This is a genomic window from Brevundimonas sp., from assembly GCF_018608325.1.
Classification (GTDB): Bacteria; Pseudomonadota; Alphaproteobacteria; order Caulobacterales; family Caulobacteraceae; genus Brevundimonas.
In genome coordinates this window covers 1-12,695 of record NZ_JABAZW010000151.1, presented here as the reverse complement: position 1 = coordinate 12,695, position 12,695 = coordinate 1, and the positions used below count along the sequence as shown (strand labels likewise).

Sequence of the window (12,695 nt, the reverse complement as noted above, 5' to 3'; positions counted from 1 at the left end):
GTATCCAGTGGAAACTCGATCATTCGCGCGACGCTGGTCTGGATGGACGACGAGGCCATGCTGCCCGGTCGGCCCTATCTGCTGAAGCTGGGCGCGCGGCTGGTGGGGGCGACCATCACCGAGCCGAAGCACAAGGTGAACATCAATACGCTGGAGCAACAGCCCGCCAAGCGGCTGGAGCTGAACGAGATCGGGGTCTGCAACCTGTCGCTGGATGCGCCGGTCGCGTTCGAGCCGTACAGCGCCAACAAGGATCTGGGCGGTTTCATCCTGATCGACCGGATATCCAACCGGACGGTGGCGGCGGGGATGCTGCATTTCGCCCTGCGCCGCGCCCACAACATCCACTGGCAGGCCCAGTCGGTCGACAAGGCTTCACGGGCGGCGATCAAGAATCAGAAGGGCAGGGTGATCTGGCTGACCGGTCTGTCCGGTGCGGGCAAGTCGACCATCGCGAACCTGGTCGAGAAGCGGCTGCACGCCGATGGCCGTCACACCTATCTGCTGGACGGCGACAATGTCCGCCACGGATTGAACCGCGATCTGGGCTTCACCGAGGAGGATCGGGTCGAGAACATCCGTCGTGTCGCCGAGGTGGCGAAACTGATGGTGGATGCGGGACTGATCGTGCTGGTCAGCTTCATCTCTCCCTTCCGGGCCGAGCGGGCGCTGGCGCGGGAACTGCTGGATGAGGGCGAGTTCATCGAGGTCCATGTCGACACCCCCCTGCATGTCGCCGAGGCGCGCGATGTGAAGGGCCTGTACCGCAAGGCGCGGACGGGCGAACTGAAGAACTTCACCGGCATCGACAGCCCCTATGAGGCTCCGGAAAGTCCCGAGATCGTGGTGGACACCACCTCCATGACGCCAGAGGACGCGGCCGAACGCATCGTGGGCTGGCTGGAGGGCCGCGAACCGCCTGAGGACTTCGCCATCTAAGTGCGCGGCGCCATTCGCCGGATCGTGCGTTGGGTCATGAGAGGAGACAACTCATGACCGAGGTTCGCGTTCTTCACGCCCGCAGCGGCGTGGTTCTGCAGCAGGATGGCGACGGCTATCTGTTGACCAGTTTGCGCGGGTCTGGCGAGCGACGCTTCACTGATCTGGAGCAGGCGGAACGCCTGTTTGACGCAGAGGTGGCGGCTAGTGAGCGAAACCCGGAGATCATCGCGCGGTTGGGTGGTTCGTGATGGTCGGCCCCGGAACCGCGCTGCTGGCTGCTGATCTTCGGCGGGCTGCTGGCCCTGCTGTTTCACCCGGTCAGCGCACCGACCCATTTTGTCGACAAGGACGCTGATGGCGAACCGGACGAGCCGAACGGTCCTGCAGCAGGCCTGTAGCAAAGCCGTCGCCCGACGGTTTGGCCATCGGGCGACGCTTGAGGGTCAGAGCACCCCGATCATCGAGGCGACCAGCGGGTGCCGCACGATGTCGCGTTCGGCCAGACGCACCACGGCGATGTCGTCCACCGCTTCCAGTCGCGCCGAGATGTCTGACAGACCCGAGATGCCGGGCAGCAGGTCGGACTGTTGCGGATCACCCGTGACCACCATGGTCGAATGCCAGCCCAGCCGCGTCAGCAGCATCTTGAGCTGAACGTAAGTGCAGTTCTGCGCCTCATCCACGACGATGAAGGCGTTGTTCAGGGTGCGGCCGCGCATATAGCCGATGGGGGCGATCTCGATCAGGCCCTCGGCCATCAACGCCTTGACCCGCTTCATCGACAGCCGGTCCGACAGGGCGTCGTAGAGGGGGCGCAGATAGGGGGCCAGCTTGTCCTCCATGTCGCCGGGCAGGAAGCCGATGGATTCACCAGCCTCGACGGCGGGGCGGCTGAGCACGATGCGCCCGACCTTGCCCGCCTCCAGCGCCTCGACCGCCTTGGCCACCGCCAGATAGGTCTTGCCCGTGCCTGCGGGGCCAAGCGCCATGACCAGATTATGTGCGTCGATGGCCTCCATCAGCTCGGTCTGGCCTTCGGACTTCGGCTTCAGCGTCTTGAGGTAGCCCTGATCCCGGTCGTCGTTCGACGGATGGGGCGACCAGCCCGACCGCGAGTTGTTGGGCGTATGGAGCCGGCGAACTTTCGACTCTTCGATGAAGTCGCGCGAATCCAGGATTCCGTTTTCACGGGACTGACGCTTCATTGCCGCACGCTTGGTCATGGACGTCTCCAGGGCATGAAAAAAGGCGGACCCGCACGGGTTCCGCCTTGGATGGTCTTGGGGAGGAGAGGATCGCGGCCCGCACAGCAACCGCCCGGATCGACAGCAGGGCCGTCAGAAACGGGATGAACCCGCCGCCGAACCGCCGAACCAGGATCCCAACGCGCCACGCGAAAGCCCCGACTACTGACCGGACCGGGCTTGATCCGGCTTCGGATCCGGGGGCGAATAGCGGCTCCCGAATCGCATCAACAGTTTGATGCTAACGTGGTTTACGAGGGCTTAAAGCCCCCATTTTAGTGAGATGATCGGTGGACGGATGACTGTTTACGCATTGGACAACAATAGTCCTCAGCTTCCGCCGGAAGGGGAATACTGGATCGCGCCGAATGCTTCGGTGATAGGTCACGTGATTCTGCAAGAAAACGCCAGTGTCTGGTTTGGCGCGGTGCTGCGCGGTGACAATGATCCGATCATTCTGGGGCCGGACAGCAATGTTCAGGACGGCGCGGTGCTGCACACCGACCCCGGTTCGCCGCTGACGCTGGGGCGCGGCGTGACGGTGGGGCATCAGGCCATGCTGCATGGCTGCGAAGTCGGGGACTACAGCCTGATAGGCATCGGGGCGGTGGTGCTGAACGGCGCGAAGATCGGCAAGAACTGCATCATCGGTGCAAGCGCCCTGATCACCGAGGGCAAGATCATTCCCGACAACAGTCTGGTGATGGGCCAGCCCGGCAAGGTGGTGCGAGAGCGCGATCCCGAACACGTCGCCGTGCTGAAGATGTCGGCGGACCACTATGTCCAGAACTGGAAGCGGTATGCGGCGGGGTTGAAGGCGATTTGATTCAAAGAGCGGGTCAGGCGCTTGCCAGCGCCGCCCGTGCTGCGCGGGCGTCCGCGTCAATCTGGACCTTCAATGCGTCCAGGCCGTCGAACTTCTCTTCACCCCGCAGCCAGGTGATCAGTTGGGTGTCCACAGTCTGGCCGTAGATTTCCTCGTCGAAGTCGAACAGCCAGACCTCAAGCAGCGGCGTTTCCAGCGCATACATGGGCCGCACGCCCAGGCTGGCGACGCCATTGATGACGCGGCCGTCCGGCAGACGGGTGCGGACGGCGTATACCCCGTAGGCGGGGCGCATATAGCCGTTCAACTCGATGTTTGCGGTCGGCACGCCGATGGTGCGGCCGCGCTTGTCGCCGTGGATCACCTCGCCGCGAATGGCGAAGGGGCGGCCCAGGATGGCGGCGGCGCGGGCCATGTCGCCCGCCTTCAAGGCTTCGCGCACGGCGCTGGACGACAGTTTCAGGCCGTCGGCGTCATCCAGACGTTGCGCGACCGAGACGGTGAAGCCCAGACGTTCGCCATAGGTGCGCAGGGCTTCGGGCGATCCCGAGCGGCCCTTGCCGAAGGTGAAGTCGAAGCCGACGCCCGCGTGGCGGATGCCCAGACCTTCGGCCAGAACGCGTTCGGCGAAGCCTGAATCGCTCATGCCCGCCATCTCGCCGTCGAAGGGCAGCAGGTACAGGATGTCCACGCCCAACGGCGCCAGGGCCTCGGCCATTTGCGCTTCGGTCATCAGGCCGAAAGGCGCGGCGTCCGGCTGGAACCAGCGGCGCGGATGGGGGGCGAAACTGACCACGCCCAACGGCGCGCCCAGTCGGTCGGCTGCCGCCTTGGCTCCGGCGATGACGGCCTGATGGCCCCGGTGGACGCCGTCAAAGGCGCCGACCGCGACCGCTGCGCCCTTCAGGGGGTCAGGCAGGTCGCGCCAGTCGCGGACGATCTGCATCTCAGCGTTGGGACGGCTTGCGGCGGCGCGGCACGCGGACCACGGCGACCCCGTCCATGATCATGACGTCGTTGACGAAGCCCTCGCAGCTCAGCTTCACACGCGCGCTTTCCGGCTCGACCTCGATCACGGTGATGACGATACGGACTTCATCATCAATCCGCACCGGCTGGTGGAAGGACAGGGTCTGCGAAATATAGATGGAGCCCGCGCCCGGCAGGATGGTGCCGACCACGGCTGACCCGAACGAGGCGCTGAGCAGGCCATGCGCAATCCGACCGCGATAGGCGGTCTTGGCGGCGAAGGCTTCGTCCAGATGGACCGGATTGAAGTCGTCGGACGCCTCGGCGAACAACTGGATGCGCTGCTCTGTGGCGATGACAATCTTCTCGGCGGCCATGCCGACGTGAAGTTCCTCCAGGATGTAGCCGCCGGAAGGATGTTGCTGAACGAGTTCGACCATAGGGAGGCTTTAGCGGCGGTGCGACAAAATGGCGAGCCTTACCAGTTCAGTTCAAGCGCGGCGTATCGCGCATAGGTCGTTTCGGCGTTCAGCAGGGCGCCGGCGCGGGCCGGGTCCAGCGCGCCGTCCTCACCCTTGGCCTGATCGCCGTGGATGCCCTGGGCGATGAACAGGCAGTCCAGAGCCTGCGCATTTGCGCCCATGACGTCGGTGACGACGCCGTCGCCGATGCACAGGACGCGCGAGCGATCGACGATGCGGCCCAGCAGTTTTTCCGCCTCCTTGATCGCCAGATCATAGATGGGCGAATAGGGCTTGCCCGCCATGACGACGCGGCCGCCCTGGGATTCATACAGGTCGGCCAGGGCGCCGCCGCAGTAGATCAGCTTGTCGCCGCGCTGCACGACGCGGTCGGGGTTGGCGCAGATCAGCTCCAGCCCACGCTCGGCACCGACGGCCAGACGGTCGCGATAGTCTTCCGGCGTCTCGACCGTGTCATCAACCGGACCGGTGACCGAGATGAAGGCGGCCTCGGCGGCGCTGGGCGCGCGCTCAAGCCCCAGTCCTTCGTACAGGGCGCCGTCACGTTCCGGGCCGACGATCCAGGCCGGGCCGGGGGCGCGCTTTGCCAGTTCAGCGCGGGTGGCGTCGCCCGAGGTGACAAAGGCCTTCCAGCTTTCGCGCGGCACGCCCAGACCATCCAGTTGCGCGATCACGTCGGACGCGGGGCGCGGCGAGTTGGAGATCAGGACGACATGGCCGCCTTCGCGGTTGAAGCGAGCCAGAGCCTCGCACGGGCCGGGCCAGCTTTCGCGGCCATTGTGGATCACGCCCCACACGTCGCAGAGCAGGATGTCGTAGTCGGCGGCGACGTCGCCGAGGTGAGGCAGGGCGTGGGGGAGGGTCATGTCCCGGACCTATGGGGCGTATGACGGCGCGTCAACCGCGCCGTCACGTTTGGCCTATTGCCGGACCAGTTCGACCCGGCGGTTCTGCGCGCGGTCGGCGTCCGTGGTGTTGCCCGCGATGGGGCGATCGGCGCCATACCCCGCCGCCTTCAGCCGGTCGCCCGCCACGCCGGTCTGGATCAGGGCGGCCTGAACCGACTTTGCGCGGTCCAGCGACAGGGTGCGATTGCGTTCGGCCGAACCGGTGTCGTCGGTGTGACCTTCGATGGACAGCTTCAGGCCCGGCTGCGCTTTCAGCAGCGCCGCGATCTGGGCGACGGCGGCCTGTCCATCCGTGGTCAGGGTGGCGCGGTCGGTGTCGAAGTTGATGTGCAGCACCGCCTTGCCCGTCGCCTTCAGATCGCGGTCGATCTGGTCAGCGGTGATCTGGGTGATGGTCTGGCGCAGTTCGCTTTCCTGCACGATGGTCAGGTCGGCCATCGGGGCGTTGTAGCCATAGCCGATCTCGACCCAGACCCGGCCCTGCGGCGTGCGGATCACATACTGACGGAAGCGATAGGGCGAGGGGTCATACAGGTCGGCGGTGAAGCGGGGCTGGTCGCTTGCGATCTTCTCGCGTGCAGCATCGGGCAGGCCGCCGTCATAGACCTGGACCCCGCCCAGTTCGCGGATCTTCTCATCAAAGCTGCGCAGCAGCAGGGTTTCGTTCCAGTTGTCGTCGGCGGACTGGACGCGGGCGTGGTGATAGCGGCCCTCGACCGCCAGAAGGCCGCCGCCGGGGAAGACGTATTTCGTCTCTAGCTGCTGGTCCTTCGTATTCTGAGCCTTGAACCCGTCGGGCAGGTTGAAGAAGGGGAAGACGCCAAGATCGTGAGTGCTGACCGGCAGACGGTCCAGATCGGTCGCTTGAGATGAAGCGGCGGGCGCGGCGGTTTCACCCGTCGGCGCCACGGGCGTCTCTTTCGCCGGATCGCCAGAGCCGCAGGCGGCCAGCAGAAGGAAAAGGGCCGTCGGGACGAGACGCTTCATGAAACCAGGGCTCCGCAGATGTTCGGAGCCGTAATCTGGCGGGCCAATGATGCGGGCGTGTGACAGGCGGTCTGGAAGCGACCGTTTGCGGATCAGTGGGCGCGACGACGCTGTTCGGCGCTGCGCAGGGTGGAGCGCAGGAACTCGGCGGGCGGATCGGTTTCGGCCAGCACCTGTTCCTTGATGGCGCGGGGTTCCCCGAACAGGTGGCCCTGTCCCATGGCGACGTCCAGTTCGAGGATGTCGACGACCTGACGTTCCGTCTCGACCTTTTCAGCGATGACCTCGACGCCGTAGCGGCGGGTCAGGGCGGCGAAGTCGGCGGCCTGAATGTCGGGCATGGACTGCAGCGGCGCGCCGCCGTCCAGATCGAGCAGTTGTTCGATCAGCAGATCGGCGGAGACCTTGATGAACTTGACGTCGGCGCGTTGCAGATCGGCGAAGTCGAGGTCCAGCGTCTGCACCTTGTCCAGCGAGAAGCGGTAGCCGAGGTCGGCCAGCTTGGCCATGTTGCGGGCCTCGATTGCGCCGCGCGCATCGAAGGTGGCCTGACCCAGTTCGAAGATCAGGGCCTGGTTCAGGTCGCGGTTCTCGCTGAGGAAGTCGAGGAAGCGCGGGAAGAAGGCGTCGTCGCCCAGCGAGCTGAGGGCCACGTTGCAGAAGACGCCGACCTTGCGGTCCTGACGGGCCAGACGGCGCACGATCTGGGCGCAGCGGAACAGCAGCAGATTGTCGATGGCGGGGACCAGACCCTCGCCCTCGGCCAGCGACAGATATTCCGCCGGCATCATGACGCGGTCCGACGCGTCGCGCAGGCGGGTGAAGCTTTCGTAGAAGATTGTCCTGCGCTGGGGCAGGGAGACGACCGGCTGCAGGTAAAGGTCGGCGCGGTTCTCGGCCAACGCCTCGTGGATGGTTTGCAGCAGGACGTTCGACTGGGCCTGACGACGGCCCTCGAAGGTGTCCAGACCGATGGTCGGGGCGGCTGCCAGACGCTGGTCGATGGATTCGCTCATCTGCTGGACCAGGCTTTCCAGCATGCGAACTTCGCCGGTCAGTTCGTCGGCGCCGGACAGAGCGCCGCTTTCGATGGCCTGGGCCAGTTCGGTCAGGGCGCCTTGGGTCGACTCCATCGCGTCAGCCAGCAGGCGGTGCGCCTCGCGGACCTGATGGATTTCCTTCTTCAGGATGCGGCGTTCCGAAATGCCGGTCGCAATGCCGTGGAAGGCGCCGAGCAGGCCCAATGCGCCCAGGGCTCCAGCCACGCCTGCGCCCACGCCCAGCCCGGCACGCCACAGGAAGGCGCCCACGGTCAGGCCCAGGAAAAGATAGGCGAAGTACAGAAAACCTGTCGTTAGGGTGCGCATCGGCTGGCTGTAGCCACTCCCGGATGGAATCGCGTGAGTATCAGGGTATCAGAGACTTTCGGCCAGAGACTTTCGGCTACAGCGGGTTGATAAATAACCCGCCGCAAACCTGGGGATGTGAAAATGGAACTGTTCGATCTGACCGGCAAGGTTGCGATCATCACCGGATCGTCGCGCGGGATCGGCAAGGCCATCGCCGAGCGGCTGGCTGAACACGGCGCCAAGGTCGTCATCTCTTCACGCAAGGCCGGGCCGTGCGACGAGGTCGCCGCCGAGATCAACGGAAAATATGGTGAAGGCCGCGCCATCGCCGTTCCGGCCAACATCGCCTCTAAGGAAGACCTGCAGCGGCTGGTAGATCAGACCAACAGCGTGTTCGGAAAGATCGACATTCTGGTCTGCAACGCTGCGTCCAATCCCTACGCCGGGCCGATGGGCGGGATCGCCGACGATCAGTTCGAGAAGATCCTGCAGAATAACGTCATCTCGAACCACTGGCTGATCCAGATGGTCGCGCCGCAGATGCTGGAGCGAAAGGACGGCGCCATACTGGTGATCTCGTCCATCGGGGGCTTGCGCGGCAACGCCCTGATCGGCGCGTACAATATCTCCAAGGCCGCCGACATGCAGTTGGTGCGCAATCTGGCGGTGGAGTGGGGGCCGTCGAACGTGCGGGTCAACTGCATCGCGCCAGGGTTGGTTCAGACCGACTTCGCCAAATACCTGTGGGAGAATCCCGAGCTGCTGAAGACGGTGACTGAGCCCGCGCCGTTGAAAAGGATCGGCCAGCCGGATGAAATCGCGGGCACGGCGGTCTATCTGTGCAGCCCTGCGTCGGCCTATGTGACCGGCCAGACCCTTGTGGTGGACGGTGGATTGACGATTGCCTGGTGAGAACGCCCCGAGGGGCCGTAGCGGAAAAGACATCCGACAGGACCTGATCTGGCGCCTGGAGGCGGTGGCCTATCGGGCGTTGGTCGGATTTCTGCGCCTGCTGGGCGTCGAGCGGGCCTCGGCCCTGGGGGGCTGGCTGCTGCGGACCCTGGGGCCCTGGACCAGCACCCACAAGACGGTGATGCGCAACCTGCGCATCGCCTTCCCCGACATGCCTGCGGCCGAGCGTGAGAAGCTGGCGGTCGACCAGTGGGACGGCACGGGCCGCACCTTCGCCGAGGTGGCGGTGATGGACCAGCTGACGCCGCAAGGCGGGCGGGTCGAGGTGGTCGGCATGGAGCGGCTGCACGCCCTGCGCGATAGCGGCAAACCGGCGGTACTGATTTCCGGCCATCTGGCGAATTTCGAGGTGATGGCGGCGGTCATCATGGCGTCCGGCCTGCCGTGTCAGGTGACCTACCGCGCGGCGAACAATCCCTATGTCGACGCCCTGATCCGTCAGAACCGTGAACGCTACGGCGTGCGTCTGTTTGCGCCGAAGGGTGACGGGACGCGTGACCTGATGGCGGGGATGAAGCGCGGCGATTCCATCGCTCTGCTGGTCGATCAGAAATACAATCAGGGGCCGGAGGTGCAGTTCTTCGGCCAGCCTGTGAACGCCTCGCCCGGCGCGGCGCGCATGGCGCTGAAGTTCGACACCGTGATGCAGCCCCTGTCGGTGGTTCGCCTGCCCAATGCGCGGTTCCGGGTCACGGCGCATGAACCGATCACCGTCAGCCACAGTGATGACAAGACGGCGGACGTGCTGGCGGGGATTCAGGCCGCGAACAGCTTCGTCGAGGATCGGGTGCGCGAGCGGCCCGTCGACTGGTTCTGGGTCCACAAGCGCTGGCCGGACAGCGTCTATCAGGCCCTGGATCGCGCCACGTCGCCGGACCTGCGGAACGGCCCCGCGTAGCCTTCCGTGTCGCGACGGCGGCGGCACGGGCCGGTGTAGGTTTCGGCCTGGACGAAGAGACGGGGTTTCAGGATCACGGCGCTGATGCGGTCCAGCATGGTCTTGGCCATGATCGGCTTGGTCAGGAACTCGGTCACCCCTGCGTCGCGGGCTTCAAAGACGCGGGTCTTTTCCGAATGGCCCGTCATCATGATGATCGGCAGATAGATGTTGGGGCTGGCCGGGCTGGTGCGGACGTGGCGGGTGAAGGCGACCCCGTCCATCGGCGCCATGTTGAAATCGACGATCGCGATGTCGACAGGATGCTGGTCCAGCATCGCCAGAGCCTTGGCCCCGTCATGGCTTTCCAGCACATTGCGGATGCCAAACGAGTACAGAACGGCGGTGGTGATCGCACACATGTGCGGATTATCATCCACGAGCAGAACGCTAAGCGACTGAAGATGCGGCATCTGCCCCCGACTGGAATGACCCGCGAAAGCTAGGTCGATATCCCTGCTATCGCAAGGCGGTCCAGGCGCCCCGCGACGGCTTTATTCGAGGCCTTGGGCGCAGGGCTTTCAGGCCAGTCGTTCCGGCGCACGGGCGCCGACCATCAGCGACGGGTCCATGTTGCGGTCACGCCATTTCATGCGCCAGCACAGGTGCGGGCCGGTGGCGCGGCCGGTCATGCCGATGCGGCCGATGGCATCCCCGCGCTTGACCGACTGGCCCGCCGTCACGTCCAGCCGGGACTGATGCAGATAGCAGGTGATCAGGCCCTGGCCGTGGTCGATCAGGGTCATGCCGCCCTCGAAATGCATGCCTGAGCGGCTGAAGCTGATCTTGCCGTCGGCGGGCGCGCGGATGACGGTTCCCGTGGGTGCGGCCATGTCGACGCCGTAGTGCGGACGGGCGGGCGTGCCGTTCAGAACCCGCTGAGAGCCCCACTGACTGGTGATGCGATAGGTCTCCAGCGGCCAGACGAAGCCGTTCTTGAAGTCGTCGCCGTCCACGCGGCTGGCGAAGCCCTCGGTCTTCAGGGCCACCTGTTCGCGGATCAGGGCCAGAAGCGCCGGATCTGTCGGATCGACGGTGGAGGGCGGCAGGCCGTTGATGCTGGTCGAGGGGAAGGTGTGGGGCGCGACGGTGATCGTGCGGCGCACCGACTGGCCGTTGGCGCGGGCCTCGATCACCACATCGCCCGTGGCGTCGCGGTCAAAACCGATGACGAACAGGCCGTTGATGGAGGCGGTGGTCAGGGCCTCTCCATCCACGAAGATCAGGGCGCGCGGCGCGGTGCGGCCATAGACAAATCCGCCCTGACGCCAGGCGCCGTTCAACGTCATCTGCAACGGACCCTGGGCCTGGGCCGGGCCGCCCAGAAGGTCGGGCGTGACCAGTGTCGCGCCGACGCCGAGCAGCAGGGCGCGGCGCCCGGCGATCATGCGGCGCCCTGTTGCATCCGCGTGATGAACTCGGCGGGGCTGTAATAGGCCTCCTGCCGGGTCGGGCTCCAGTACCGCAACAGCTCCAGCGGGATGGGCCGGTCGGTGACGGCGCAACGGACGAAACGTCCCGGCTTGAGCACGGCGAACTCGCCGTCGCCGTAGTGCACCGTAGCGGGTTCAGAAGCGGTCATGTCCATGCCTGCATGATAGCGGCGCGCGGGCCTGGCGTGAATAGGGCGTCAGGCGGGACTGCTGACCGCGTCTGGCGTCGGGCTGTGGGCCGCGATCGGCTCACCCTGAAGCGACGATGGGGGCTTGGGCTTGCCGCCCAGCCGGTCGGCCAAGAGGAAGACAAACGGATTCAACGAGATCGACAGCAGGGATGCGGCCAGGATCAGATCGTGGGTGCCGCGGCTCATGGCCCCCATGCTGACGCCAAGCGCGGCCAGAATGAACGAGAACTCGCCGATCTGGGCCAGGGCGGCGGCGACGGTGAAGGCGCTGGGGCGGTCCAGCTTGAACGCCTTGGTGATGACTAGCGCCGCCAGCGACTTGCCGATGATGACGATGCCCAGAACACCCAGCACGGCCCAGGGCTGACGCACCAGGATCATCGGATCGAACAGCATCCCGACCGAAACGAAGAACAGCACGGCGAAGGCGTCGCGCAGGGGCAGGGACCGCTCGGCGGCGTTGTGGCCCAGCGGCGAGGCGTTCATCACCAGACCGGCCAGGAAGGCCCCCAGCGCGAACGAGTGGAACAGGAAGAAGGCCAGCCAGGCGATGCCCAGGGCGATGGCCAGCACACCCAGGGTGAACAGTTCGCGCGACTTGGTGTGGGCGATGCGGATCAGCAGCCAGGGAATGACCTTGCCGCCGACCACCAGCATTCCGGCGACGAACAGCACGACCTTCAGCAGGGTCCAGCCGATGTTGGCGCCGATGGCGGTCAGATCGGTCTGGCCGCCCGCCGGGACGACCAGCATGGGCAGCATGACCAGGGCGATGACGATGACCAGATCCTCGACGATCAGCCAGCCCACGGCGATGCGCCCGACCTCGTTCTTGACCTGTTTGCGTTCCTCCAACGCGCGCAGCAGCACCACGGTGGAGGCGACCGACAGGGCGAAGCCCATCAGCAGGGCCTCGACATCGCCCAGTCCCAGCACGAACCGGCCCAACGCCCAGCCCAGCACGGTGGCGGCGGCGATCTGAACCAGGGCGCCGGGAATGGCGATCTTGCGGACCTGCATCAGATCCTTGGGCGAGAAATGCAGCCCGACCCCGAACATCAGCAGGATGACGCCGATCTCGGCCAACTGGGGCGCCAGGGTGGTGTCGGCGACAAATCCGCCAGTGAAGGGGCCGACGATGACGCCCGCAACCAGATAGCCGACGAGGGGAGATAACCGCAGCCGATGGGCCAACATGCCGAACGCAAAGGCCAGGACGAAGCCCCCGACCAGGGTGAGAATCAGGCTGTCGGCATGCGGCATCGCAGCTCCTGTCGAGGCGAAGGGGCGGTTGGATATGGCTTTGCAGTTGGGGTTGAGGTCGGGGATTGGCAAGGCGACGATATGTCGCGATTGACCCGAAATTGCCTTTGGCTTCGCGGCTGTTGCAGCGAAGGGACGGAGGGCTTGGCGGGGCGCCGGGCCTTCGCCCGGAGTTGTTTGTAGAATTACCGT

At 65.6% G+C, this 12,695-nt stretch carries 15 protein-coding genes; 5 read left to right on the top strand and 10 right to left on the bottom strand.

Annotation, left to right across the window (positions count from 1 at the left end; all coding sequences use genetic code 11):
- A partial coding sequence (gene cysC, locus QZ281_RS15240; RefSeq protein ID WP_292229821.1) for an adenylyl-sulfate kinase occupies nucleotides 1-939 on the top strand: 939 nt, incomplete at its 5' end.
- 53 nt (nucleotides 940-992) lie between these two features.
- Nucleotides 993-1,190 (top strand): hypothetical protein, encoded by a 198-nt coding sequence (locus QZ281_RS15235; protein ID WP_292229819.1) that lies wholly within the window; start codon nucleotides 993-995, stop codon nucleotides 1,188-1,190.
- A 195-nt stretch (nucleotides 1,191-1,385) separates the two neighbouring features.
- Here the strand turns inward: QZ281_RS15235 and QZ281_RS15230 are convergent, their stop codons facing one another.
- Complete coding sequence (locus tag QZ281_RS15230) at nucleotides 1,386-2,177, bottom strand: PhoH family protein (RefSeq protein WP_292229828.1); 792 nt, start codon at nucleotides 2,175-2,177, stop codon at nucleotides 1,386-1,388.
- A 307-nt stretch (nucleotides 2,178-2,484) separates the two neighbouring features.
- On the opposite strand from QZ281_RS15230, the gene QZ281_RS15225 reads away from it, so the two are divergent.
- Entirely contained in the window at nucleotides 2,485-3,012 is a 528-nt protein-coding gene (locus QZ281_RS15225) for a gamma carbonic anhydrase family protein (RefSeq protein WP_292229817.1), read from the top strand.
- A 13-nt stretch (nucleotides 3,013-3,025) separates the two neighbouring features.
- Here QZ281_RS15225 and QZ281_RS15220 read toward each other — a convergent pair whose 3' ends face one another.
- The 5 genes from QZ281_RS15220 to QZ281_RS15200 form a co-directional block, all read right to left on the bottom strand.
- Nucleotides 3,026-3,958 (bottom strand): bifunctional riboflavin kinase/FAD synthetase, encoded by a 933-nt coding sequence (locus QZ281_RS15220; protein WP_292229815.1) that lies wholly within the window; start codon nucleotides 3,956-3,958, stop codon nucleotides 3,026-3,028.
- A gap of 1 nt (nucleotide 3,959) precedes the next feature.
- On the bottom strand, nucleotides 3,960-4,421 hold the full coding sequence (locus QZ281_RS15215) for a MaoC family dehydratase (RefSeq protein ID WP_292229813.1): 462 nt from the start codon (nucleotides 4,419-4,421) through the stop codon (nucleotides 3,960-3,962).
- Nucleotides 4,422-4,459: 38 nt separating this feature from the next.
- On the bottom strand, nucleotides 4,460-5,329 hold the full coding sequence (locus QZ281_RS15210) for a TIGR01459 family HAD-type hydrolase (protein ID WP_292229811.1): 870 nt from the start codon (nucleotides 5,327-5,329) through the stop codon (nucleotides 4,460-4,462).
- A gap of 54 nt (nucleotides 5,330-5,383) precedes the next feature.
- The gene (locus QZ281_RS15205; RefSeq protein WP_292229809.1) at nucleotides 5,384-6,358 is read right to left on the bottom strand and encodes an OmpA family protein; all 975 of its coding nucleotides are present in this window, start codon (nucleotides 6,356-6,358) and stop codon (nucleotides 5,384-5,386) included.
- A 92-nt stretch (nucleotides 6,359-6,450) separates the two neighbouring features.
- The gene (locus QZ281_RS15200; RefSeq protein WP_292229807.1) at nucleotides 6,451-7,725 is read right to left on the bottom strand and encodes an EAL domain-containing protein; all 1,275 of its coding nucleotides are present in this window, start codon (nucleotides 7,723-7,725) and stop codon (nucleotides 6,451-6,453) included.
- 123 nt (nucleotides 7,726-7,848) lie between these two features.
- Here QZ281_RS15200 and QZ281_RS15195 point away from each other — a divergent pair, with 123 nt between their 5' ends.
- Together QZ281_RS15195 and QZ281_RS15190 are read left to right on the top strand one after the other, a co-directional pair.
- Complete coding sequence (locus tag QZ281_RS15195) at nucleotides 7,849-8,619, top strand: SDR family oxidoreductase (protein WP_292229805.1); 771 nt, start codon at nucleotides 7,849-7,851, stop codon at nucleotides 8,617-8,619.
- Between the two features lie 31 nt (nucleotides 8,620-8,650).
- Nucleotides 8,651-9,577, top strand: a complete 927-nt coding sequence (locus tag QZ281_RS15190) for a lipid A biosynthesis acyltransferase (protein WP_292229827.1) — start codon at nucleotides 8,651-8,653, stop codon at nucleotides 9,575-9,577.
- Here QZ281_RS15190 and QZ281_RS15185 read toward each other — a convergent pair.
- The 4 genes from QZ281_RS15185 to QZ281_RS15170 form a co-directional block, all read right to left on the bottom strand.
- Nucleotides 9,526-10,029 (bottom strand): response regulator, encoded by a 504-nt coding sequence (locus QZ281_RS15185; protein ID WP_292229803.1) that lies wholly within the window; start codon nucleotides 10,027-10,029, stop codon nucleotides 9,526-9,528. The two genes, QZ281_RS15190 and QZ281_RS15185, sit on opposite strands and share 52 nt — an antisense overlap.
- Nucleotides 10,030-10,137: 108 nt before the next feature.
- Entirely contained in the window at nucleotides 10,138-11,004 is an 867-nt protein-coding gene (locus tag QZ281_RS15180; RefSeq protein ID WP_292229801.1) for a M23 family metallopeptidase, read from the bottom strand.
- Entirely contained in the window at nucleotides 11,001-11,204 is a 204-nt protein-coding gene (locus QZ281_RS15175) for a DUF2093 domain-containing protein (RefSeq protein WP_292229799.1), read from the bottom strand. Before QZ281_RS15175 ends, QZ281_RS15180 begins: the two co-directional genes overlap by 4 nt.
- A gap of 42 nt (nucleotides 11,205-11,246) precedes the next feature.
- Nucleotides 11,247-12,503 carry a cation:proton antiporter gene (locus QZ281_RS15170; protein ID WP_292229797.1) on the bottom strand — a complete coding sequence of 419 codons (1,257 nt, stop codon included), beginning with the start codon at nucleotides 12,501-12,503 and terminating at the stop codon, nucleotides 11,247-11,249.
- Between the last annotated feature and the right edge of the window lie 192 nt (nucleotides 12,504-12,695).